Source organism: Caballeronia sordidicola (genome assembly GCF_001544455.2).
Taxonomy (GTDB): domain Bacteria; phylum Pseudomonadota; class Gammaproteobacteria; order Burkholderiales; family Burkholderiaceae; genus Caballeronia; species Caballeronia sordidicola.
In genome coordinates, this window is the sequence record NZ_FCOC02000040.1 from 1 (window position 1) to 22,652 (window position 22,652).

General features: G+C 59.5%; 18 protein-coding genes. 8 read left to right on the top strand and 10 right to left on the bottom strand.

Annotated features, from left to right (window positions below):
* The first annotated feature begins 406 nt into the window (after positions 1 to 406).
* Positions 407 to 1,303, top strand: coding sequence for a hypothetical protein (locus tag AWB64_RS30145; RefSeq protein WP_060859081.1), 897 nt, complete (start codon positions 407 to 409; stop codon positions 1,301 to 1,303).
* 1 nt (position 1,304) lies between these two features.
* Positions 1,305 to 1,607: a hypothetical protein gene (locus AWB64_RS31810; protein WP_157766733.1), complete on the top strand. Its 303-nt coding sequence runs from the start codon at positions 1,305 to 1,307 to the stop codon at positions 1,605 to 1,607.
* 193 nt (positions 1,608 to 1,800) lie between these two features.
* Here the strand turns inward: AWB64_RS31810 and AWB64_RS30150 are convergent, their stop codons facing one another.
* Both AWB64_RS30150 and AWB64_RS30155 read right to left on the bottom strand, forming a co-directional pair.
* The gene (locus tag AWB64_RS30150) at positions 1,801 to 3,006 is read right to left on the bottom strand and encodes a glycosyltransferase (protein WP_060859082.1); all 1,206 of its coding nucleotides are present in this window, start codon (positions 3,004 to 3,006) and stop codon (positions 1,801 to 1,803) included.
* A gap of 55 nt (positions 3,007 to 3,061) precedes the next feature.
* Positions 3,062 to 4,516: an O-antigen ligase family protein gene (locus tag AWB64_RS30155; RefSeq protein ID WP_060859083.1), complete on the bottom strand. Its 1,455-nt coding sequence runs from the start codon at positions 4,514 to 4,516 to the stop codon at positions 3,062 to 3,064.
* Positions 4,517 to 5,166: 650 nt separating this feature from the next.
* Here AWB64_RS30155 and AWB64_RS30160 point away from each other — a divergent pair.
* A complete protein-coding gene (locus tag AWB64_RS30160) occupies positions 5,167 to 6,315 on the top strand; it encodes an acyltransferase family protein (protein WP_060859084.1) in 1,149 nt (382 codons plus the stop codon).
* 167 nt (positions 6,316 to 6,482) lie between these two features.
* Positions 6,483 to 7,661, top strand: a complete 1,179-nt coding sequence (locus tag AWB64_RS30165) for an acyltransferase family protein (RefSeq protein ID WP_060859085.1) — start codon at positions 6,483 to 6,485, stop codon at positions 7,659 to 7,661.
* A gap of 6 nt (positions 7,662 to 7,667) precedes the next feature.
* On the opposite strand, the gene AWB64_RS30170 is transcribed toward AWB64_RS30165, so the two are convergent.
* On the bottom strand, positions 7,668 to 8,873 hold the full coding sequence (locus AWB64_RS30170) for a glycosyltransferase (RefSeq protein ID WP_060859086.1): 1,206 nt from the start codon (positions 8,871 to 8,873) through the stop codon (positions 7,668 to 7,670).
* Between the two features lie 359 nt (positions 8,874 to 9,232).
* Here AWB64_RS30170 and AWB64_RS30175 point away from each other — a divergent pair, with 359 nt between their 5' ends.
* Positions 9,233 to 10,480 (top strand): oligosaccharide flippase family protein, encoded by a 1,248-nt coding sequence (locus AWB64_RS30175; RefSeq protein WP_060859097.1) that lies wholly within the window; start codon positions 9,233 to 9,235, stop codon positions 10,478 to 10,480.
* Positions 10,480 to 11,559 (top strand): glycosyltransferase family 4 protein, encoded by a 1,080-nt coding sequence (locus tag AWB64_RS30180; protein WP_060859087.1) that lies wholly within the window; start codon positions 10,480 to 10,482, stop codon positions 11,557 to 11,559. Before AWB64_RS30175 ends, AWB64_RS30180 begins: the two co-directional genes overlap by 1 nt.
* Positions 11,560 to 11,647: 88 nt before the next feature.
* On the opposite strand, the gene AWB64_RS30185 is transcribed toward AWB64_RS30180, so the two are convergent.
* Both AWB64_RS30185 and AWB64_RS30190 read right to left on the bottom strand, forming a co-directional pair.
* Entirely contained in the window at positions 11,648 to 11,794 is a 147-nt protein-coding gene (locus AWB64_RS30185; RefSeq protein WP_060859088.1) for an MFS transporter small subunit, read from the bottom strand.
* Positions 11,795 to 11,823: 29 nt separating this feature from the next.
* Complete coding sequence (locus AWB64_RS30190; RefSeq protein ID WP_060859089.1) at positions 11,824 to 13,221, bottom strand: L-lactate MFS transporter; 1,398 nt, start codon at positions 13,219 to 13,221, stop codon at positions 11,824 to 11,826.
* 695 nt (positions 13,222 to 13,916) lie between these two features.
* Here AWB64_RS30190 and AWB64_RS30195 point away from each other — a divergent pair.
* Positions 13,917 to 14,738, top strand: coding sequence for an alpha/beta fold hydrolase (locus AWB64_RS30195; protein WP_060859090.1), 822 nt, complete (start codon positions 13,917 to 13,919; stop codon positions 14,736 to 14,738).
* 61 nt (positions 14,739 to 14,799) lie between these two features.
* Here the strand turns inward: AWB64_RS30195 and AWB64_RS30200 are convergent, their stop codons facing one another.
* From AWB64_RS30200 to AWB64_RS30220, 5 genes are all read right to left on the bottom strand, one after another.
* Complete coding sequence (locus tag AWB64_RS30200; protein ID WP_060859091.1) at positions 14,800 to 15,909, bottom strand: MraY family glycosyltransferase; 1,110 nt, start codon at positions 15,907 to 15,909, stop codon at positions 14,800 to 14,802.
* Between the two features lie 74 nt (positions 15,910 to 15,983).
* Positions 15,984 to 17,018, bottom strand: a complete 1,035-nt coding sequence (gene galE, locus AWB64_RS30205; RefSeq protein ID WP_060859092.1) for a UDP-glucose 4-epimerase GalE — start codon at positions 17,016 to 17,018, stop codon at positions 15,984 to 15,986.
* A gap of 24 nt (positions 17,019 to 17,042) precedes the next feature.
* On the bottom strand, positions 17,043 to 18,209 hold the full coding sequence (locus AWB64_RS30210) for a glycosyltransferase family 4 protein (RefSeq protein WP_060859093.1): 1,167 nt from the start codon (positions 18,207 to 18,209) through the stop codon (positions 17,043 to 17,045).
* Positions 18,210 to 18,238: 29 nt separating this feature from the next.
* Positions 18,239 to 19,039, bottom strand: coding sequence for a glycosyltransferase (locus tag AWB64_RS30215; RefSeq protein WP_060859094.1), 801 nt, complete (start codon positions 19,037 to 19,039; stop codon positions 18,239 to 18,241).
* Positions 19,036 to 20,292 (bottom strand): oligosaccharide flippase family protein, encoded by a 1,257-nt coding sequence (locus tag AWB64_RS30220; RefSeq protein ID WP_060859095.1) that lies wholly within the window; start codon positions 20,290 to 20,292, stop codon positions 19,036 to 19,038. The genes AWB64_RS30215 and AWB64_RS30220 overlap by 4 nt, the downstream gene beginning before the upstream one ends.
* A gap of 565 nt (positions 20,293 to 20,857) precedes the next feature.
* Between AWB64_RS30220 and AWB64_RS30225 the strand changes: the two genes are divergently transcribed.
* The gene (locus AWB64_RS30225) at positions 20,858 to 22,273 is read left to right on the top strand and encodes a phosphomannomutase/phosphoglucomutase (protein WP_060859096.1); all 1,416 of its coding nucleotides are present in this window, start codon (positions 20,858 to 20,860) and stop codon (positions 22,271 to 22,273) included.
* The last annotated feature ends 379 nt before the right edge of the window (positions 22,274 to 22,652 follow it).

A 22,652-nucleotide genomic window follows, 5' to 3' on the forward strand; every position in this document is an offset into this window, starting at 1 on the left:
CCAACACTTGAAACCCTCCCCCTCCGTATCCCTACATCCACACGCTTCGCCACCAGCGCTCTCGGGCAAGCACACAAACCCACAGAACCGGTTCGGCCAATCACCCATTTGCGTGCTTGCACGCAAATGGGTGCGAATGCCTGCCGTCCAATCAGTTGCTAAGCGTTGCTCAGGTGTCGGCGTTAATTCCGGTCTCGGTTTGGACGTAGGGGCGCGGCGCGAGAAAAGGGATTTTTCCCGCTAACGTATGTGTCTCGCATAAGCCGAGCTTTTGGCGCGTGGGCAATATCCGCGCACTACTCCAAAATCTGAAGTCCTGACCATCAAGCCGCGCGCTCTTTTATGAGATGAACGCGCGGAAAAGTACGTTAGCGTAGCGGCTGTCGCAACAACGAAAATAACGAGAATGACAACCGAACTCATGAGATACGAGGGCCATCGATTCTTGCTTTATAAAAAATGGGACTACGCGCCGAATGGCAGGACCCCAGAACAAACGAAAGCGCTTGAAGCCGGTAAAGCGCTGTTCAAAGCCGCCAATTTCGAGCATTGGGCAAGCCAGCCAGAACTGGTTGCACGCGTTCAAAAGTTTCTTGTCGAGTCAGTTCCCTCCTACCGGGCCAGTCCCTACGGTGATCGCCCCGGCGACATCATCAAGGCGCTTTGCTGGGAAGTGCGAAACGAGGCGGTTGTGATCGTGCGCGCCAAGCCAGAATACATCGCGCATGATGGCTTTGTTCCAAAGCGCGAGTTCGACTATGCCGCGTATAAACGCGACCAGGACGAACGCGGACGCGCTTACATGGCGCGTTCGAAAGCGTACTCCGACGACCTGAAGGCGTATAACAAGGCGATCGATGACCGTATCAGGCGCGAAGCGAACGCGCTAAAACCGTACCGGCATATCGAAACCGTCACCGAGGCAGGGGAACGCAATCTGGCCGCGTGGGCGAAGTGCGACGCACTTGCTGCGCTCGCTTCGGCGGCGTCTATGGTCGCATCTTCGCTGCCGTCGCGCGATGATGATGTTTTCGACTTGGGCGAAGTGTCGGAGATTGGCTCGGGCAGCACACCGCTAGGCGACGCCGCGCCGTTCGAGTACGTCAAAAACGCGACCAGCAATGATGTAATGTCGATTGCGGCGCGCGGTGTGAGCGAATCGCATGAGGCGGAATGTTTTGCAGAGTACGAAACTGACTTGGAATTGTGCAATTTTGCCGGGGCGTTGTACAACGACCCACGCACTTATGCCATGTGTAAGCAACGCGCGTTTTCCAACTATCAAGCTTGTCGAGGATATTAAGATGACCTTGCAATATCTGCTAACGGGCTATGACTCGAGCACAAAAACACTTCGCCAGTTTCGCGTATCGGCAGATGCACTTAAGAGCGCAGGTATTTCTTCCGAGCGAACGCTTATAGAATGTCCAGTAAATGAGCAAAATCCACTGACCGACGAAGTGGCGCGGCGGATTGGCGGGATGGTCTTAATGTCGCTCGTTTCGCAATATCCCGAACTACGCCCGCTTGCATTGATAACCGATGGAAACGGGCGCACGCTGATGGATCGGACTGATGGAGGGCGCAAATCGCCTTTTGAGCCATAGTCCGTCGCCACCTGTTTGCGGCATCGGTCCGGACGTTCGCGCGGGCCTTTTCGTCTTGTGCCGTCGTGGTAAGGCGGTTACTGACGCCATTCGCATTGTTGTTCGCGGCTCGCTCTCGTTTTACTATTCGCATTTTCAGCCGCGCGCCGGGACTTCATTTCTTTTGCTTCGCCACCCCTGTTCTCGGGCAGGCTCAAGCGCCTCGAAGACGCTCTTTACCCGCTTTGTGCAGCATTCCTTCATCTTCTTTTGCACCCGCCTGCAATACGCGCAGCAAATCCTTCGACATGGCGTCGACCGTAAACCGGCGATGGAACGTGTCCTTCGCCCGTGCTCGCATCGCCGTTGCCAACGACGGTTCCAGCTCCAGCCATCGCGTCAGACTTGATACCGTTCCCTCTACCGTATCGGTCGCAACGAAACCCGCACCGTCCGCCTCCACTTCACGCCAAATGTTGACCTTGTCCGATATCAGCGCCGGCAATCCACATCCCAACGCCTCCGCTACCGCAATGCCAAAATTCTCCTGATGCGAAGGCAGCACGAACGCATCACTCGCCTGGAATGCCCCCCACTTCTGCTCGCCCTCCAGCATGCCAGTCCACGTAATACGCTTGGCAACGCCAAGTTCGCCCGCGAGCTTTTGCAACTCAGGCGTCCAGTCGCCACTATCCGGACCCGCCATCACCAAATGCGCCAAGGGATCAATATCGCGGACTTGCGCAAACGCCCTTATCAGTAAATCGCATCCCTTCTTTTCATGAATGCGCCCAAGGAACAGCAACAATCGCTTGCCATCAAGTTCAGGATAAGCCGCGAGAAACGCATCGCGTATGGACAACGACGCAACCGGCGGCGGGTTCGTGCCGAACGCCACGACTTCCTCGCGCGCCTTGTACAAGCGAAACGACTGGCGCGCAAGCATGCGCTCTTCTTCCGCTGTGAAGAGCACGCGTCGCGCATCGCGCAGCACACGATATTCCGCCCACGGCCAGTAGAGCGACTTCTTCAAATGCTTCAGCGGATACGTGCGCTTGAACCATGGGTCCAGCATGCCATGCGGGAAAACGTAATAAGGCACCCGCATGGCATGCAGCGCCTTCCACGCACCGTAGCTGTGGTATTGCCACAAGCCATTGATGATGACGGCATCGAAACGCGTGGCGTGCTCCTTCAACCACGGCACGAGATTCGGCGTCAGGCCGTAATTGCCCTTCGATGGACCCAGCGCATGCACGGTCAGCGGGAAAGCTGAAAGCCAGGGCGCGGCCGGGTCGTCGAGCGTGACGACTTCTACTTCATGACCGAGCGCCGCCATGTTGATGCCGCTTTGACGCACGCCTTCAGTCGGGCCTCCGGCACGCGGGTCTATAGTCGATAACAGATGCAGGATCTTCATTGCCAGGCGCGCTCGATGATGAATCGTGTCAGTTGATAAAAAGCTGCGGCCACCATCACGCCGACGTGAAGCGCGACAGCACGTCGCGGCTTTCTTTCAGCGTGGACGCGCGGCCCGATGGATGCATCGGCATGGACACCGGCGTCACAACTGGCGCTGGCGTCGGCGCAGGTGTTCCAGGACGGCGTTTCTTTGGCATGCCGCGTTGCGCGGCAAGCTCGGCGTTGCGAATCTTCATCGCGTAAGAAAGACGCGTGTAGGTCGCGACCAGCAAGCCGAGCGCAACGCCAAACACGAGACCCGAATAGCGAGGCCCAAGCGGATTGCCGCCAATGGAAGTGGCCGGCAACGCCGCGAGCAGCAACAGCGAACGCCCCATGACCGGCAAATACAGCAGGTCGGGTGCGCGGCGGCGCCACACGCGATACGCAATGCCACCCAGTGCAAGCGCGAACAGGATTGCAAGCGGCATCCACAAGCCGAACATCAGGCCGCCAGCAAACAGTTGGTACACCCAGAAGTTGTGGCCCGCGGCAAACTCGCGGATCGCATAGAAGTCCTTCTTGGAGAACTGGCCGGCAAGGTAGGGCAGGTAGTCGGGCGAGTAGTGATAAACCGCCCCGTACCCTCTGCCCGCGATCAGCGCGGATGGAGTGGATGTGACCTGGTCATACTGGTCCTTCATCTCGGCAAGCCGGGTGATCGTGGTCGGATCTCGGCCGGAGGTCGTCTCTTTCGAAGCGAAGATGCGCTGTGTCCAGTGATCGGCAACTTCAGGGAAAAACGACGCTGCGCCGGCCGTCATCACGGCGATCAGTACGCCGGTCATCAGCGCGCGCATGCCTGCCCGAACCAGATGGCGCGGCGAAGGCGCCGACAGCCATGTGGCAAAGAGGAACAGCACCACGGTGCCGACCAGCAGGCTTCGCGTGACGCTCAATAACTCGATCAGGATGGTGCCAAGAAAGATGGCGAGCGTGAATTTCGTAATGCGCTTGGCCACCACGAACTGATGCAGGATGACACCCTGCAAGCCAAGAAACGTCACCGATACGATTCGGTAGCGCACGTCATCAAGTGGGCCGCCGCTCGTGACCATGCCGTACACAAAGCTGAAGACGAGCGAGATGACCATCGACCAGAAGAGCGCCTTTTCAAAGGCCGCAAGACGGTCGCCTTCCCATGGCCGGCATGCCGCGAGATAACCCAGCAGGAACAATCCAAAAGGCAGCAGCGTGCGCAGGTAGTTGCCGAAGTCATTGCCCTGAAGAACCTGCGCAACAATGCTGCCGACCACCGTCATGATTGTGGCCGCGGAAACGATCGAGCGGAATCGGGAGCGCCGCGTGAAGCTCGGCGCGATCAGCCAGAGCACGACGCCCGCGCCTACTACCGGCAGCGTCATGAGGACCTGTATGACGTGGCTTCCCGCGTCTTCCGCTGCCTTGTAGTCAAGTGCCAGTGGGACTAGAAACAGCCAGATCCACAGGTTCGTATATTTGTTGCGCATGGCGGGTCTCTCTTCGACTTTCGGTTTTGAGGCTTCGCTTCAAGGCGCGGCTTGTTCATCGAGCGGCGGCCCCGCCTCTGCTTGATGTTGCTTCAGCACGGTGCAGAGCGGAGTTGTCAGTCCAGCATGCAGCACCCGGTGTGCTTCTTCCGTTGCGTGTATCGCATAGCGTCGCTCATATCCGCATGAAAAACACTGCCTCGGTGCGCGAACGAACATTCGTTTCGCACACGCGCCGGCGGCCCGGCGACACCTCGGTGGGAATATAGCAGTGGCCGAATCGGCTGCATCGGGGCAGGCGGTTAAGCACTAGTCTTCGTCGTGAATCAACGGAGCGCGGCGTGTGCGCCGCCGCACGCGATTCCTTTGAACAGGATGTATCGCCTATGTTTCAATGCCCCGCGCGCTGCCGCAGTGCAATGTCTGTCAGACAACATTCTGCTGTGCTGCGTTCGGCACGCCGCATTCACTGTCCGCGAACGGCGCGATGTTGGCGGATGAAACCGGGTCAGGAAGAAGATTATTCAGGGACCGCCAGATGGATTGGTTTGTCGGGCGGTTTTGCCTGCGAATTAAATAATCACGCTGGAAATAACTACCGGATATCAGGTAGGAAACGCGGAGCGCACGCCGCTGCAAAGGGGATCACCATGGGCTTGTTCGGCAAACCACGTACACAACAAACATCGAACAGGACGATCGAGCTAGACTTCGTCCGCGGCATTGCGATCATCGCCGTGATGGGTTTTCATTTCCATTCCGTCAAGACGGGCTACTGGTTCGTCACCGCGATCGAATATCCGCTGAAGAATTTTGGCCGTGAAGGCGTGAACCTGTTTTTCACGCTAAGCGGTTTTCTGGTCGGCGGCCTGTTGCTCAAGCAGTATTCCGAGCACGGGCGCATTGACGCGTGGCGATTCATCATTCGACGCATCTTCAAGATCTGGCCAGCGTACTACGTGCTGATCCTGTTTCACCTGTTCGCCGGGCGTCACCCAACAGATACTTTTCTGTACCAGAACCTGACCCACTTGCAGAACTATCTGGGCACTTCCATCAGCCAGACCTGGAGTCTCGCGGTGGAAGAACATTTCTACCTGTTCCTGCCCGCGTTGCTGCTTGTTTTCGTGCGCTTCAAGGTAGGCGTGAACGCGATCATCGGTACGTTGCTGTCCATTTGCGGCATTGTGCTTCTGGCGCGCTGCGCGGTGGTATCGAACGGGGACATCGACGCCGCATTCTTCCAGACGCAGTACCGCATAGACAGCCTGTTGTTCGGCGTGATCCTCGCGGCCTTCTACTGGATGAAGCCGGACGTCTACAAGAAATTCGCCGATAAAAAATGGCTCCTGCTCAGCATGGTGGCCGTATTGGCTGCATGGCTCGTGCTTGGGACAACGCACGTCGCGCTCGATGAAAGCATCGGTTTCACGATCCAGGCAATTGGTTTCACCGCCGCCATCGTGCTGGCGGTCGAATACTCGAAGGGCATTCGCGACTCGCTGCTTTATCGCGTGGTCGCGTGGATCGGCGTGTATTCGTATGGCATCTATCTCTGGCATTCGCTGGCGCTGGCGCCTGCCGATATCCTCATCCGCAAGGCTGCCGCCATGCACGTGCCGCCGCTTGCCGCGTGGTTCTTCGTGCTGGCCGCGCAGTTCGGCATTGCAATCGTGATCGGCTACGTGACCACGCGCGCGGTGGAGTTCCCGTTCCTCAAGATCCGCGACGCATTGTTTCCCGCCAAGCAACGCAAGGGCGAAATGGAAGTGCCTGTGGTGAGCACCCACGTGTCCTGAGCGTATCTGCTGAAACCGCGCGGCACGTGCCTGCCTGACGCGGTTTTCCCTTCGTTTTTTGATTGTCCGACTGCCCGGGCGCCACGCCCGGCCGTGTCAGATCGTTGCTTGATGCCGACCATGGAAGCACTTCATTACTGTTGCGTGAACGTCGCGAGGATATGCCGATGACAGCGCCCCCGCGCATTGCAGCGCTCGACGCCGGCCGTACCCTTGCGGTGATCGGCGTGATTGCGGTTCATCTCGCGCCGTGGATGGTGACCAGTCCCGATTGGCTCGATGCCCTTGCCAATCTCGGGCAATACGGCGTGCAGTGTTTCTTCGTGATCAGCGCGATCACGATCATGGCTTCAATCGAACATGACGCGCAGCCTTTTGCCCATACGCGCGATGTAGTGCGTCACTTTTATGTGAAGCGTATCGCTCGCATCGCGCCGCTCTACTACCTTGCGATCCTGGGTTACACCGGCATCGATTTTCTGCTGCATTTCCTGCATGGACATATGCAGACACCACACGACCTGTCCGATGTCCTGTTGAACGTCCTTTTCATCCATGCATGGTTTCCATCCGCTGCCGATAGCGTGGTGCCGGGTGGCTGGTCCATCGGCGTGGAAATGTTCTTCTACATGATCGCGCCGGCGCTCGTATTTGCTTGCCGCACGCTGCGCGGGTTGATCATGGTGTTGTTGCTGACGGCGCTCTTCGCGGTGTCGTGCTGGTACTTCGGCGCATGCGGCGGCGGTCCTGCATGCCGTGTCGTGAACAACGAGTTCTTCTATTTCTGGCCGCCAATGCAACTGCCCTGTTTTATCGTCGGATTCTGGGTCTGGCGAATGGCGCGGAATTATCTGCTCGGCGAGAAGCAACTTTCTTCGCGTGCCTGCATACGGCTCGCGCTGGGTGGAATCGCCATGGTGGCCGCGCTGTTCCTGGCCGGTACGGGACGCGGCATGGCCCATGGCGCAGCGCCCACGTTTGCTGCGCTCGCAACCGCTGCATTAATGCTCTTGTTGACGCGCGTTTCGCCACGGCTGCTGAGGGCGCCTGCCACGGTGCTGCTCGGACGATACAGCTTCGGCATCTACGTATGGCACTTCATAGCAATACTCGCCGTGCGCGCCGTGGTCAGGCTCGACGCAGTGGATGACTTCGCCGAGGATCATGCGGTCGTGGTCTTCGCTGTATCGATGATCGCCGCGACGACCCTGGCTTATATCGGCGCAAAGATAACTGCACGGCGGGTTGAAGCGCCCTGTGCGCAATGGGTCCGCGAATGGTTGGGCAAGGACTCGACGCGAGTGCCCGCGAGAAGTGCCGTGGTGGACGGCACCGAGGGCGTTTGATTTTTTTCAGGCGATGGCTTGCCTGAGCGTCTGCTTGAATTCGCTCAACGTGTTGCGTTCGAGCAGATGCGGTTGTTTGTCGGCCGTTTGCTTTGCTGGTTCGAAGACCTGATCGAGCGCCCGGTTGATCGAAGCCACCGACAGATCTTCAACCACCGGTCCCAGTTCGCCCGTACGACAGAACCAGCCGATCAATCCATCGGCCGTCGCGACCACCGGCTTGCCGAACCGGTATGCCTGCACGAGCACGCCGCTCATGCCGTAATGTCCCTTGTAGCCGAGCCACACGACATCGCAGGCTGAAAACAGATCGAGCTCTTCTTCAGCGGTAATAAAGCGGTCCATGAAAACCGGCGGCGGAGACAGCGTGTTCGCCGATCCGAAGAACGCGCGGATGTCATCGTCCTGAGCGCCGGCCACGACGAGCGTAGGCTTATCCATGCCCTGCCTCTGGGCCAGCGCCGTGGCGAGCTCCTGAATGCCCTTGCGTTCGGTGATCGCGCCATACACGAGCACGTGCTTGCCCGCGCCCAGGCCCAGACGCTGACGCGCGATGGCGGGCTCGGTCGCCTTGGCGTCGGGAAACGGGTCCGCCAGATACTGCACCGCTGCGCCCCGGCTCGCCTGATACCGGTCGCGTTGCCCCGGCTTTCCGGCGCACCATTCGGTAAGCGTGGGATCGATGGTCAGCAGCGTCTTCAAACCCGGCACACGTATCGCGCGGCGGAAAAGCTGCGCCTTCACGCCGTTCACCAAAGGCTCGCGCGGCGCTTTCACGCCGACTTTCGCATGATGAAAATTCGCGCGCATCGTGATGCCAACCCACGGCGTTGCGCCGAACGGCGAACCCGTGAACGGCAACGCGTAAAAGAAATAATCGACGTAAGGCACCACCACGAGCGAGACTCGGCGGCCCCGGCTGGCGATATCGAATGCGTGCTTGAAGTCGCGGAAAAAGCGCACGTAACTGACCTTCGCGAAGCCTTTTCCACCATGCGCGAGCGGCGCGACGAACTGGATGTCGAGTTCCGGCCGCTTTTCACGCGCAATGCGCTGGCTAAGCGAGTGATCCGCGTTAGCGGGATCGGTCACGATCACGCACGGATACCCCGCTTCCGCATAAGCCGCCGCTGCCCACTCTGCATACCGCCACCGATGCCCGGTGAAATTCGGTTCGATAATCAGCACGGTGCCCCGCGTGTCATTGGCCATGGTCTATTTTTTAAGCGTGCAAAAAGGTCGCGATGTTGGAGCGGTAAGGCGCAGAGCGCCGGCGTCTTCGTGGGTAAAACAGATGTCAGGCGCCGGCGCATTCGCGCACAAGGGCAACACTAGCATTGCTGCAAGTTTTGCAAGCGCCAAACTCAGGGTATTCCTCTGGCGAAAAAAGACAGTGAGCGAGCGTACATGAGGGCCGATATCAACTACGAGATGGCGCACAACACATGGCGCGGCACGTTACCTTTGCGGAAAACCTTGGGGCATGCATCGCTAATGAAAAGTCAAGTCTGGCCGGCAATCCGTTTGTCGCGCTCTAAATACAAAAAACCGACCCGACGCGAGGAATGTCTGTGAGAGCAGTTCGCTTACCGTTTTCAACCGCGAGCGTGCGCTTCGACCAGGACGCCGCGATCTGGGTCCTGCTGCAGCAAATCGTGGTGCGGGGTTTCGTCGCCGTCAAGTTCCTGGCGATAGGGCGCATTCTCGGGCCGGCCGCCATCGGCAGCGTCAGCGTGGCGCTGCTCGCGGTGGCGATTGCCGAGGCGCTCAGCGATACCGGCCTTGCGCAAGCCGTGGTACAGGGCCGCGAAACACCCAACCGCGCGCAACTCGGCGCGGTCTGGACCACGCTGGCTTCGCGTGGCGCGCTGATCGCCGTATTGATTGTCTGCGCCTCGCCGCTGATGGATCAGCAATTCCATCTGGGCGGATCGCTGCTTTTGCTGCAGATGGCCGCGCTGTTGCCGCTGATTCGCGGCGTGGCGTCGCCAGCGTATTACATCGTCACGCGCGAGCGCGGCTTCATGCGGATCGCGGGCGTGGAGATGTCGTCGGCATTCCTCGATTGCGCGATTGGCCTGGCCTTCGCGCTCGGCGGCGCGGGCGCATATTCGGTGTTGCTCGGCATGCTGGCGGGCGAGACGTTGAAAACCGTGTTGACCTGGACCACCATGGGGCCGCGTCCGCCGCTGCGTGCATCGTGGAAAGGGATTGGCCATTACGTGAATTTCAGCCGCTGGATCTGGGCGGGCAGCGTGGTCAATCTGCTGCTGAACCAGTTCGACAAAGTGATCGTCGCGAAGCTGCTTGGCCCGGCGCAGCTGGGCGCGTATCAGATGTCGTCGAAGCTCGCGCAAATGCTATTGGCCGATGCGGCAATCGCGATGTCGCAATATCTTTTTCCGACGTTCTCGGCGCATCATCGCCGGGACGCGGACTTCGCGGCGCGGCTCTTTCGCCGCTATCTCGGACTCATCGCGGGAGGACTTGTGGTGCTGGTGCTGATCCTGCGCTTTGCCGCCGAACCGCTCTTCCAGATCGTGCTGGGAAGCGCATGGCTGCCGGCCGTGCCGCTGTTCCGCATCTTCGTGGTCAACATGGCGATTGGCGCGGTCATTGCGGTGCTCGTGTCCTACCTGCGCGCGGTCGGCTTGCCGAAGGTCGCCACGCACGCGTCGATCATCCAGGCGGTGGTGTTGCTCGCCACGGTGCCGGTCGCCACGCATATGTGGGGCGTGACGGGCATTGCCTGGGCCATGACGGGCGGTCTTGCTGCCGCGGCCGGCTGGATGCTGTTCCGAATCGTCAGGGAGGCGTGATGCGCATCCTTCATCTCGTACTGGCACCGCGGCTTTCGGGCGCGGAAGTGCTGGCCAAGGACCTGGCGATTCATCAGCAGAACAGCGGCGAAACGGTCGGCATGACGTCGCTGCGGCCTCAGCACGAAGACTTCACCGAACTTCGCCGCGAACTCGATATGAACCGCGTCGAGTGCATGTTCCCGGTGGCAACGCACGGAACGCTCGGCAAGTTGTGGCATTTGTACCAGTCGGTGAATCACTATCGGCCGGACGTGGTGTTTGCGCACGCGACCATTCCGGCGTTTTACGCGCGCGCGTTGCCCATTGCCGCGCCCGTGGTGTACGTGATGCATTCGGCGACCAATGACTTCGAGCGCGGTTTGTTCAGGCGCATTGAACGTGTGTTGTCGCGGCGCGCGCGGGCGGTGATCGCGGTGTCGCCGGCGAATATCGATGACTACGTGGCAGCAGTTGGCCGCCATCCATCGATGCAATTGATTCCAAACGGCGTCGACATGGCGCGTTTCGCGAAAGGCCTGACAGCGAATCCCATCGATGGCCACGCGCAGATCGTGCAGATCGGCCGGTATACATCGGTGAAAAATCAGTTGCAGACCGTGCATGCCTTCAGGGAGGTCGTGAAGGCCGTGCCGCACGCGCGTCTGCTGTTGGTCGGCGTGATCGAAGACCCTGCGTATTTCACGGCGGTGAACGATCTCGTGGCGAAGCTCGGACTCGAACGGCATGTGACGGTGGAGGGGCCGCGCTCGGATGTATCGGACATCTTGTTCAAGGCCTGCGTTTTCGCCATGCCTTCGCGATCTGAAGGGCATAGCATTGCGTTTCTGGAAGCGCTGGCGTCGGGCGTGCCGATCGTCGCGAGCCAGATCCGGCCGTTCAGTTTTGCAGAAGATTTCCCGGCGGTGCATTTGCTCGATCCCGAGGACACCGCGAGCTACGCCCGGGCGTTGGTGACGGCATTGAGCGAAGGACGGGCGCAAAGGCCGCTGGGTGGGCTTACGCTTGCGGATACGGCTGAGCGGTATCTTGCGGTGGCGCGAGAGGTGACGAACGGGATGGCGGCGGCGCCGGCGTGATCTGACGGTCGCTGTTGCATAAAATATCAGCAATGAAAAACGCCGGCTCTGAGTTGCAGCCGGCGTTTTTATTTTTGCCCCTACATGCTCAATGAAACAGCTTCGTCGCCTGGACCAGTGTGTTGATCACGCCCCACGCCAGTGGCACGAGCACGTAAATCCAGAACACCGCCAGCAGCACCTTGTTGGTCGGAACGCCATCCGACGAATGATTTTGATCGATACGCGTGTTCATCGTGTTCTCCGGTTATCTGTGTTCTGGCTTTATTCCGACGCAAGCGCCGACGCACTCATGTGATGTTTCTCGTTCACGTGCTTCACCAGCAGATTGCAGATAAACCCGAGAATCAGCAGACCCGCCATGATGTGCAGCGTGGTTGTGTAGGCCTGCGTCTTTTCTACGCCGTGCGCCACCTGATACGCGCGGATATAGTTCACCAGCACCGGCCCCGCAATACCCGCGGCCGCCCACGCGGTAAGCAGCCGTCCATGAATGCCGCCAACGAACTTCGTGCCGAAGATATCGGCGAGATAGGCCGGCACGGTCGCGAAACCGCCGCCATACATGGAGAGGATCACGCAATACGAAAGCACGAAGAGCGCGACGTTGCCGCTCTGCGCGAATTGCGGCACGAGCCAATACAGCACGGCGCCCAGCGCGAAAAACACGAAGTACGTATTCTTGCGGCCCAGCCAGTCCGAACCCGACGCCCACACGAACCGTCCGCCCATGTTGAAGAGCGACAGCAAGCCGACAAACCCCGCCGCCGCGCCTGCGGTGATGGTCGCCTTGAAGCTCTCCTGGATCATCACCGACGCTTGTCCCAGCACGCCGATACCCGCCGTCACGTTGAGAAACAGCACGAGCCAGATCAGATAGAACTGCGGCGTCTTCAACGCCTGATCGATATGCACGTGATTGCGCGTGATCATCTTGTTGCCGTTCGCCGCTGGCGGCGTCCAGCCCGCCGGCGTCCAGTTGGCGCGTGGCACGCGGATGGCGAGCGCGCCTATGGACATGGAGATGAAATAGACAATGCCCAGCACCACGAAGGTCTCGGTCACGCCGTTGCTGGTCGCGCTCTTGAAGTGATTCATCAGCGCGACCGAGGCGGGCGCGGCGATCATCGCGCCGCCGCCGAAGCCCATGATCGCCATGCCGGTCGCCATGCCGCGGCGGTCGGGGAACCAGCGGATCAGCGTTGAAACCGGCGATACATATCCAAGCCCGAGCCCGATTCCGCCAATCACCCCGTACCCGAGATACACCAGCACGATCTGATGCAGGTGGATGCCGAGCGCCGCGACCAAGAAGCCGCCGCCGAAGCAGCAGGCAGCCGTGAACATCGTGCGGCGCGGGCCGACTTTTTCGAGCCACTTACCCGCGAACGCCGCCGACAAACCCAGGAACACGATGGCAAGCGAAAAGATCCAGCCGAGCGTGGTCAGCGACCAGTCGTCGGGCGCTGACTCCGTGATACCGATCACGCGGGTGAGAGGCGCGTTGAATACGGAAAACGCATATGCCTGACCGATACACAAATGCACCGCGAGCGCGGCGGGCGGCACCATCCAGCGCGAAAATCCTGGCTTGGCTACGGTGGCTTCTTTAGAAAAAAATCCGGGTGATGCGTGAATTGCGCTATCTGAGCGAGAGCTCATTGTGGTCTCCAAACTGGGTTTATTGCGCTGTTTATCGTTTGCTTTTCTTATTGCATGACTTATCCGGTTTTCCGGCAGAATTTCCGGAAAGCCGATTCGATCGCCGTAGTGCGGTGAAAGAGAAAATGGACAGGTAATGCGCAAAGAATAGGCTTTGAATATTCATAATTTTCACGCATGGAAGCGTTGCTACCACGATAGTTAAGCCATTGAATCAATGCAATAGGATATCGTCAGACATAAGTGTTTGTACTAATGCGGCAAGCCCTGTGTTCGGCTGTTTTTACGGCATCGACTAAACACGGGCTTCGGGATTATCCGAAGCCCACCGGTAAAAAAGGCGCAGTGCGCCGCGAACATTAAAATCACTATGCGTCTAATAGCATCGATTAATCGCGGCATATCCGCGGTAATTTAAATCGCTCGCCGGATGCGGTGGCGCTCCATATCCCGCCATTCGTGTGAATTGTGGAAGTCTTTCCAGCGACACGTTCCTGCCGTAACCTGATGCAGTTCCACGCGGTGCAACCCCGAAATTCCAGGCAACAATGAACATCTAGACGCCGTATGAACGGCGCGGCTCGTCTCATGGCGGGGAATACGAATACCTTTGCAGGTCCCTCGCGTTGCGCACACGAAAAGAGCGTTTCTCAACGTGGACGCAACGCGCAATCTCACCCTAAGGAGCACGTTCGATGAGCACGATCAAGACGAAGGACGGCACGGAGATTTTCTATAAGGACTGGGGGTCGGGCAAGACGGTGGTTTTTTCACATGGCTGGCCGCTGGACGCGGACGCCTGGGATTCGCAAATGCTGTTTCTGGTTCAGAAGGGATTCAGGGTCATCGCGCATGACCGGCGCGGTCACGGGCGCTCCGGCCAGCCCGCGCAAGGCAATGACATGAACACCTACGCGGACGATCTGGCCGCCGTCATGGATGCGCTCGACGTGAAAGACGCCATGCTGGTGGGCCATTCCACAGGCGGCGGCGAGGTCGCGCATTACATCGGGCGTCATGGGACGGGGCGGGTATCGAAGGCGGTGTTGATTGGCGCCGTGCCGCCGCTGATGCTCAAGACGGAAGGGAATCCGGGCGGCGTGCCAAAAGACGTATTCGATGGAATCCGGACCGGCGTCGCGTCCGATCGCTCGCAGTTCTACAAGGATCTGGCGATTCCTTTCTTCGGCTACAACCGCGACGGAGCGAAGCAGTCGCAGGGTGTGATCGATTCCTTCTGGGCGCAGGGCATGCTCGGTGGAATCGTGGGGCAATACGCGTGCATCCGCGAGTTTTCGGAAGTGGACTACACGGAAGACCTGAAGAAGATCGATGTGCCGACCTTGATCCTGCATGGAGACGACGACCAGATCGTGCCTATCGATACCGCTGGACGCATGTCGGCGAAGATCGTGTCGAACGCCACGCTCAAGGTGTATCCGGGCGGCGCGCACGGCATGTGCGTGGTGGAAGCGGACAAGGTGAACGCGGACTTGCTGGAGTTTGCATCGAAGTAAATTGCATTGAAACAGGCGTGTGCGCCGGCTTAAAACGCCGGCGCAATTTTTTCATCGCGCGTTATTTCTTCGCCTGATGTGCCCGGCGAAACACCATCCATCGCGGTGACTTGAATCTGACAATGCTCACGTACAACCACACGTACGTAAAAGCAAATACCACGACAAAACAGAACAGATGCACCGTATGCCGCCAGAACAGCGTGGCCGGTATCACGGCGACCAGGCACAGCAACCACAAGTACGGCGACGTCAGCGAATTGCGGCGTGTGAGTTCGCGTGCGTTCTGTGCACCGACGGCCCATCGCATGAGGCGTTTATAAACCAGCATATGCAGATGCACGCCATCGGGAATGCCCGGTGAAATACCGCGTATGAATTTCTTCCGGTAGATCGAGAAGCAGGTCTCGAAGATCGGATACATGAAGAGCAGCACAGGGAACCACGCCGATACATCGCGGTTGCGCATCACCAGCATGATCGACAGTTCGGCGAGCATGAAGCCGATGAAATACGCGCCGCCATCGCCGAGAAAGATCAGCCCCGCCGGGAAGTTCCAGATGAAAAAGCCCATCACCGCGCCCATCATGATGAGCGACGCCGACAGCACGACCGGATCGTGGACCTGGAACGCGACGTAGGCGAGCGACGCGAACATCATGAACGCGACCATGGATGCAAGCCCGTTGAAGCCGTCGATGATATTGATCGCGTTCGCCAGCGCCGCCACCGCGACCACGGTCACGAGGCATGAAATGAGGCTGTAGGTCAGCAGGAAGTCGAGCGGCGGCACGCTGATGCGCGTCACCGCAATGCCGAGCAGGAAATACGCGAGCGCGGCGGCGGCCATGGTGCAGACAAGGCGCACGACGGGCGTAACGCGCTTGGTCAGGTCTTCAACGAGCCCCGAAAAGAAAGCGGGCAATCCGCAGGCGACCACGGCAAGAATGCCGCTCGATACAACCGGGTAGCTCCATCGAAGCTGCACGGCGGAGACCGAAAGCCCAAGCAGTATCCCTACGCCACCGATGCGCGGCACCGACCGCGCGTGGAATTTTTGCACGCCGGTCAGATCGGTATCGCCGGAAATGCCTTCGTGCAAGTGCGCAAACCGCACGATCAACAGCGTGATGAACAGCGAAACCAGAAAACCGAGCGCAAAGCTAAGCATGAAAAATAATCGCTAAAAGGAATGCGCCGGGCCGCGCTTTCAGTCTTGCGAAAGCGCGGCCCGGACAAGACCGGTCAGGCAAAGCCCTTCGGATTCTGCGACTGCCAGCGCCAGTGATCGGCGCACATCCGCTCAATGCCATGTTCCGCCTGCCAGCCGATCAACTCGGCCGCCGCGGCGGGATTGGCGTAGCACTCGGCGATATCGCCCGGGCGGCGCGCCACGAGTTCATACGGCACGGGCTTGCCCGAAGCCGCCTCGAACGCCTTCACCACGTCCAGCACGCTATAGCCCTGACCCGTGCCCAGGTTCACCACGAAGCTTCGATCAAGCGATTGCAGCGCGTCGATGGCCTTGATATGGCCGCGCGCCAGATCCACCACGTGGATGTAGTCGCGCACGCCGGTGCCGTCGGGCGTGGGGTAATCGCTGCCGAAAATGCGCAGGCGTTCGAGCTTGCCCACCGCGACCTGCGCCACATAAGGCATCAGGTTGTTCGGCACGCCGGCCGGATCCTCGCCGATCAAGCCGCTTTCATGCGCGCCGACCGGGTTGAAGTAGCGCAGCGTGGCGATGCGCCAGGACGGATCGGAGATTTCCAGGTCGCGCAGGATCTGCTCGGCGATCAGCTTCGACTGACCGTAGGGATTGGTCGCCGACAGCGGAAACGATTCGTCGATAGGCACGCTCTTCGGCATGCCGTACACGGTCGCCGACGAGCTGAACACAATCTTCTTCACGTTGCGCGCGCGCATGGTGTCGAGCAGCACGAGCAGGCTGTCCACGTTGTTGCGGTAATACTCGATCGGCTTTGCCACGGATTCACCCACGGACTTCAGCGCCGCGAAATGGATTGCGCCAGTGATCGTGTGTTCGTCGAAGATGCGCTCGAGGGCGGATTCGTCGCGCGCGTCGGCTTCGTAGAACGCAAGCTGCTTGCCCGTGATCTGCTCCACGCGCTTCAGAGACTGAGCATTGCTGTTCACGAGGTTGTCGATCACGACAACGCCGAATCCCGCGTTCAACAATTCAACGCAGGTATGCGAGCCGATAAAACCCGCGCCGCCGGTAACGAGAATGGTGCCTTTTGCGCTAGTAGGTTCGGTCATATGTGACGCTCCCGGAGATGCTTTTTAAAGTGAAACGCCGGTCGCCGAGAATCCGGTAATCGCGCGTATTGTGCCTTTATAACGTTCAACGACGCCGTTTTCATCGAATTCCCGTGTGACCTTGGCGCGGCCCGCCACGCCCATTTCTGCGCGCGCCGCGTGACTCAGCAACAGCATGCGCTCCAATTGTTGCGCAAGGCTGTCCACGCTTTTCGCCTCGCAAAGAAAGCCGGTCACGCCGTTTTCAACGACTTCGCGGCAGCCCGGAACGTTGGTGGCGACAATCGGGCGGCCCATTGCCGATGCTTCCATCAAGGTTCGCGGCACGCCTTCACGATACGACGGCAACACCACGCAATCCGCGTTATCGATGAATGCGCGGACGTCGGTCGCTTCGCCGAGGTAATCGATGACGCCTTCACGCTGCCACGCCTGGACTTCGTCGAGCGTGATCGCGCTTGGGTTGTCGACGCCTGCCGGCCCCAGCAACTGGAACCGGGCGTAGGGATATTTCGCGCGTATCCGGCGCGCTGCCTCGACGTATTCCGCCACGCCTTTATCCCACAGCAGGCGGCCAATTAAAACGAAAAAAAAGCCTTCCGTCTGCGGGTTGGCGCGCGGTAGCGGCTGAAAAGCGTAGTCGGCGAGATCGACGCCTTCGCCGTGCAAAAGGCGCGCGCGTTCGGGATGCACGAGCAGGTTTTGATCGATGAACGCCTGGCGGTCGTCCTTGTTGAGGAACCAGACTTCGCGCGCGAAGCGGAATGCGAACTTGTAGAGCTTTTTCGCGATGTTCGCCGTTCCGCTTTGCTGGATAAACACATAGCCGAGGCCGGTGGTGACGGCTATTGACGGAACGCCCGCGAGTTTCGCGGCAATCGTTCCGTAGATGTTCGGCTTGATCGTGTAGTGAAAGACAATGTGCGGCTGCGTCCGCCGATACTCGCGATACAGCGCGGCGAGGGTCTTCAGGTCATCGCGGGGATTGGTTCCTTTCGAGGCCATGGGCAATTCGACGCAACGGCAGCCCATCTCTTCCATCAGCGGGAACGTGCGGTCGCGCGGCGCGATGATCGACACATCGGCGCCTTGTTCGACCAGCATTCGCAGCAAACCGCGCCGGTAGGTATGGATTGCCCAGCCGGTGTTGCACACGAGGGCAATGCGAAGGCGGGATTTCTCTGCGTTCATTCGTTCCATTTGAAAATAGTGGCGTTGTTTCAGGCACCCAGCAGGCGCGTTTTCAAGGCGCGCAACGCGCGATAAGGCAGCACGAGATGCGCCGCGTTCTTCGCCACGCCGATCCAGTCCGGCAGGTTCGTCACACGCAGATATTTCATTTGCAGCCGCAGCGTGGACCACACTTGCGAGCGGCGTTTAGTGGCGCTGATCCCGTGTTCATTGAGTTCGTAATACACGCCGAATTCCGGAAGATTCGCGCCATCGTGGTGCTTCATCAGGCGCAGGATCAGGTCCAGATCTTCAGCCGCCCGATACTCCGCGCGGTAGTTGCCTGCTTCGATCACCGCGTCCACGCGCAGCATCAGCGAAGGATGCGTGAAGCACGCGCGCATGAGCATGGCACGCCGGATATCGGCGGGTTCGGTTGGCGGCCGCAAGTCGAAGAGCGGCGCGCCTTGCATGTCGACCACGTGCGTCCACATGCCGAGCACCGCCGTTTCCGGATGCGCCTCCATATAGGCGCGCTGTTTTTCCAGCCGGTACGGCGTGGCAAGATCGCCCGCGTCGATGCGCGCCGCGTACCTGATCCCACGCGCGGCCAGCGCGTCCATGCCCGCCTGCAACGCACGCTCGATACCGCTGTTGCGCGCCATCCGCAGCACTTCAATGGACATGTTCGCCGCCGCTGGCGCGACGACGGGCGGCAAACTGCCGTCATCGACGATCAGCACGCGCACCGGCGCGCGTTCGCAAAACGATGCAAGCGTGCGCTCGACATCGTGTTGCGCGTTGAACGCCGGAAGCAGCACGGCGACGTCATCGAGAAAGGGCGTGCTCATGCCTGCAGCCTGAAGCGGATGTAGTACAGATTCACCGACGCCGCCGCCAGATATCCCGCGGCCAGTCCGGCCAGCGCGCCGTAACTGCCCATGCGCGGAATGGCGATCAGGTTGACGATAGCCGCGACCACCAGCGCCAGCAGCCACTTTGCGAGCAATACGAACTTCGCCTGGTATTTCAGCACGACCAGATTACCGATGGCTTCAATTCCGGCCGGCAGCGAAAGCCAGACGGCCCAGCGGAAGATATCGATGGAATCCTTATACGCCAGCCCGAACACATGCGAAATGATGAACGCCGCGAGCAGATCGAGTACGATTGCGCCGCCGATCATCAGCAGCGCGGTCATCGCGAACAGCCGCACGATATTGCGTTTCAACTGCGGCGCATCGTTCACCTTGTAAACAAAGGCCGGCGCGATGGTCTGCGCGAGCATCAGTGCGAGCGCGATCCAGTTCTCGTTGAGCTGCTGCGCGGCGGAGTAGACGCCGAGATGGGCGAAGGAGACATGACGCTCCAGCATCAGCCGGTCGAGTTTCATGAATAACGACATGCAGATCAGCCCGAGCCAAAATACCGTGCCCGCGCTGGCGAAATGCTTGAAAAGCGGCCAGTCCAGGCGCCAGCCGAGCGTGCCGCCATTGCGGCGCATGTAATACACCACCAACACGCCGCCGATCGCCGCCGATTCCAGCGCCCAAAGCCAGCCGAAGCGCGCCGGATTGGCCGCCGCGCGCACCAGCAGGAACACCAGCGCCGCCTTGAGAATGGCCGTGACCATGCTGGTCAGCAGTTGCGGCTTGCTGTAAGTCATGCTCTGCAGCCACGCGTTGATCACGCCGACAAACGGTTCGCGAAACAGCATGGTAACGGCGAGTCCGGCGAGCATCGCGCCGACCAGGGGATCGGTGAAACCGGCCGCGACGCCAATCCACGTCAGCACCAGCGCAGCCGCCGAGATGCCGATGCGCAGCACGAACGCGCTGCCGAGCACCGTGCCGATCTGCCTGGGATCGCGATGCACGATGGTCGGCACGAGAATCTCCGCGCCGCAGACCCACGTGACTGGCGCGATTACGAGCAGGAGCGTGTTGGCGTATTGCCATTTGCCGAAGACATCGGGACCGAAATACCGGGCGAGCAGGCCGCTGATGCCGATCGCGACTGCAATTTGCGTAAGCCGCTCAAGCCCAAGCCAGACAATATTCGTAAGCGCTCGGGCAACGTCCGGGTTCTTGATCCGTTTCAGCATGCGTGGGCGGCGCTCGCAGCGGGCTTACGAAACCTGTCAGGAACGGGTACGTCAATTGCTACCTTTCCCCCGCCGCTGAAACCGATCCGTGCTGTTCGTGAATGTGCGTTGTCCCGCCCATTCAGGGCGCGATTGTCATCACCTTTGTTGTTCGAAGTGAAAAAGCGTTGGAGCATTGGATTAGAATATTTGCGCGGGTCCGCGTGACCTTGCGGACGCCTTGCAGACCTGAAACGGGTCCAGGCGTGGCTTGGGCGCTTCGAAAGACTGCGATTATAGGTGCGAACAGTGCGTGCAAACGCTTGTGTTCGATACCACCCGACGGTGTTGCATAGCCGGCTTGATGAATTCAGCAGGAACGCACAGGTGGGAACAGGCGGAAGTCGAACCGCGCGGGTCAATTTCTTTCGTTATTTTTTCGCGCGACGTCCGGATATTGTTTCCGGACCGGCGCAAGTGGGATTCAAAGCAGGTTTCAAGCAAGTCCGCATCAGAGGGTCTTCGTGACCCGGGTCGCTTCGGGATGCCCCGGAACCATTTCAATTATTAGTCAGGTAGCCATTCCATGAGTCAGTCACCGCAAGCATCAGTTACCCAGTCCATTTTCAAGGCTTACGACATTCGCGGCATTGTGGGCAAGACAGTCGATGCCGGCGTTGCCCGCAGTATCGGCCGCGCGTTCGGGAGCGAGATCCGCAAGCTTGGCGGCGACTCTGCGGTCGTGGCGCGCGACGGGCGCTTGTCCGGCCCGGAACTCGTTGGCGCGCTGGCTGACGGCCTGCGCGAAGCAGGTGTGGATGTGGTCGATGTCGGCATGGTGCCAACGCCCGTCGGCTATTTCGCGGCCAGCGTGCCGCTCGCGCTGCCTTCCGGCGAGCGCCGTGTGGATTCGTGCATTGTCGTGACGGGCAGCCACAATCCGCCCGATTACAACGGCTTCAAGATGGTCCTGCGCGGCGCCGCCATCTACGGCGAGCAGATTCAGGCGCTGTATCAGCGCATCGTGAATAACGATTTCGAGAGCGGCGCGGGCACATACACCGAATACGATATCCAGCAGGTTTATCTCGACCGCATTGTGAGCGACATCAAGCCTGTGCGTCCGATGAAGATTGTCGTCGATGCCGGTAATGGCGTGGCGGGTGAACTTGCGCCGCGTTTGTTCAAGGCGCTGGGCTGCGAGATTGTTGAGTTGTTCACGGATATTGATGGCACGTTCCCGAATCACCATCCTGATCCGGCGCATCCGGAGAATTTGCAGGACGTGATCAAGGCGTTGAAGGAAACGGACGCGGAAATCGGTTTTGCTTTCGATGGCGACGGTGACCGGCTTGGTGTTGTCACGAAAGATGGGCAGATCATTTATCCGGATCGCCAGTTGATGTTGTTTGCGCAGGAAGTGTTGTCGCGCAACAAGGGTGGCCAGATCATTTATGACGTCAAGTGCACGCGCAATCTGGCGAAGTGGGTTCGTGACCAGGGTGGTGAGCCGGTGATGTGGAAGACGGGTCATTCGCTGGTCAAGGCGAAGTTGCGTGAGACGGGTGCGCCGCTGGCGGGTGAGATGAGCGGTCACGTGTTTTTTAAGGACCGCTGGTATGGCTTCGATGACGGCCTTTATACCGGCGCGCGGATGCTTGAAATTCTTTCGCGGGTGGCGGACCCTAGCAAGTTGCTTAATGACTTGCCGAATTCGCTTTCCACGCCTGAGTTGCAGTTGAAATTGAACGAAGGCGAGAATTTCGAGTTGATCGGCAAGATGCAGAAGAATGCCAAGTTCACTGGCGCGGATGATGTGGTGACTATCGATGGGTTGCGGGTTGAGTATCCGGATGGGTTCGGGCTTGCGCGGTCGTCGAATACCACGCCGGTGGTGGTGATGCGGTTTGAAGCGGACAGCGAGGACGCGCTGAAACGTATTCAGGAAGATTTTCGGCGGGTGATTCTGGCGGAGAAGGCCGACGCCCAATTGCCGTTTTGATTTTCGCTGGCGCTAGTGGACCCTTGACGGGTTTGCTGGCGCTTTCGGGGAGTTGGCGCTGGGTTGCTGCTTTTTGGGTCTTCGCGCGTTTCTTGTTCGTTGATCTTTTTAGCACCGTTAGCCACTGTCCGTGGCGGGACTTCATTTCTTTTTCCAACGGCGAAAAAGAAACGAAGCAAAGAAAACGCCTTCCAACCGCTAATTCTTAAGGAGACCGAGCGTGCACGTATATCTGCTTGGGACTTCAAAAGAACGCTCAGCGCATAACCCCGGACAGTTGAACCCCTCCCGCTCCGTTTACCGATACCCACACGCTTCGCCACCAGTGTGAGTAGCCGTTAAACAGAAAAGCGCGGCGCACGTCGCGCGCCGGTTTGCG

Excerpts from the sequence above, each read along its gene's own strand:
- AWB64_RS30145 (WP_060859081.1), top strand. The coding sequence starts at position 407 with ATGACAACCGAACTCATGAGATACGAGGGCCATCGATTCTTGCTTTAT.
- AWB64_RS30225 (WP_060859096.1), top strand. The coding sequence starts at position 20,858 with ATGAGTCAGTCACCGCAAGCATCAGTTACCCAGTCCATTTTCAAGGCT.
- AWB64_RS30170 (WP_060859086.1), bottom strand. The coding sequence starts at position 8,873 with ATGGCCAATGACACGCGGGGCACCGTGCTGATTATCGAACCGAATTTC.
- AWB64_RS30185 (WP_060859088.1), bottom strand. The coding sequence starts at position 11,794 with ATGAACACGCGTATCGATCAAAATCATTCGTCGGATGGCGTTCCGACC.
- AWB64_RS30210 (WP_060859093.1), bottom strand. The coding sequence starts at position 18,209 with ATGAACGCAGAGAAATCCCGCCTTCGCATTGCCCTCGTGTGCAACACC.
- AWB64_RS30195 (WP_060859090.1), top strand. The coding sequence starts at position 13,917 with ATGAGCACGATCAAGACGAAGGACGGCACGGAGATTTTCTATAAGGAC.
- AWB64_RS30155 (WP_060859083.1), bottom strand. The coding sequence starts at position 4,516 with ATGCGCAACAAATATACGAACCTGTGGATCTGGCTGTTTCTAGTCCCA.
- AWB64_RS31810 (WP_157766733.1), top strand. The coding sequence starts at position 1,305 with ATGACCTTGCAATATCTGCTAACGGGCTATGACTCGAGCACAAAAACA.
- AWB64_RS30200 (WP_060859091.1), bottom strand. The coding sequence starts at position 15,909 with ATGCTTAGCTTTGCGCTCGGTTTTCTGGTTTCGCTGTTCATCACGCTG.
- AWB64_RS30215 (WP_060859094.1), bottom strand. The coding sequence starts at position 19,039 with ATGAGCACGCCCTTTCTCGATGACGTCGCCGTGCTGCTTCCGGCGTTC.
- AWB64_RS30165 (WP_060859085.1), top strand. The coding sequence starts at position 6,483 with ATGACAGCGCCCCCGCGCATTGCAGCGCTCGACGCCGGCCGTACCCTT.
- AWB64_RS30160 (WP_060859084.1), top strand. The coding sequence starts at position 5,167 with ATGGGCTTGTTCGGCAAACCACGTACACAACAAACATCGAACAGGACG.
- AWB64_RS30190 (WP_060859089.1), bottom strand. The coding sequence starts at position 13,221 with ATGAGCTCTCGCTCAGATAGCGCAATTCACGCATCACCCGGATTTTTT.
- AWB64_RS30150 (WP_060859082.1), bottom strand. The coding sequence starts at position 3,006 with ATGAAGATCCTGCATCTGTTATCGACTATAGACCCGCGTGCCGGAGGC.
- AWB64_RS30180 (WP_060859087.1), top strand. The coding sequence starts at position 10,480 with ATGCGCATCCTTCATCTCGTACTGGCACCGCGGCTTTCGGGCGCGGAA.
- galE (WP_060859092.1), bottom strand. The coding sequence starts at position 17,018 with ATGACCGAACCTACTAGCGCAAAAGGCACCATTCTCGTTACCGGCGGC.
- AWB64_RS30220 (WP_060859095.1), bottom strand. The coding sequence starts at position 20,292 with ATGCTGAAACGGATCAAGAACCCGGACGTTGCCCGAGCGCTTACGAAT.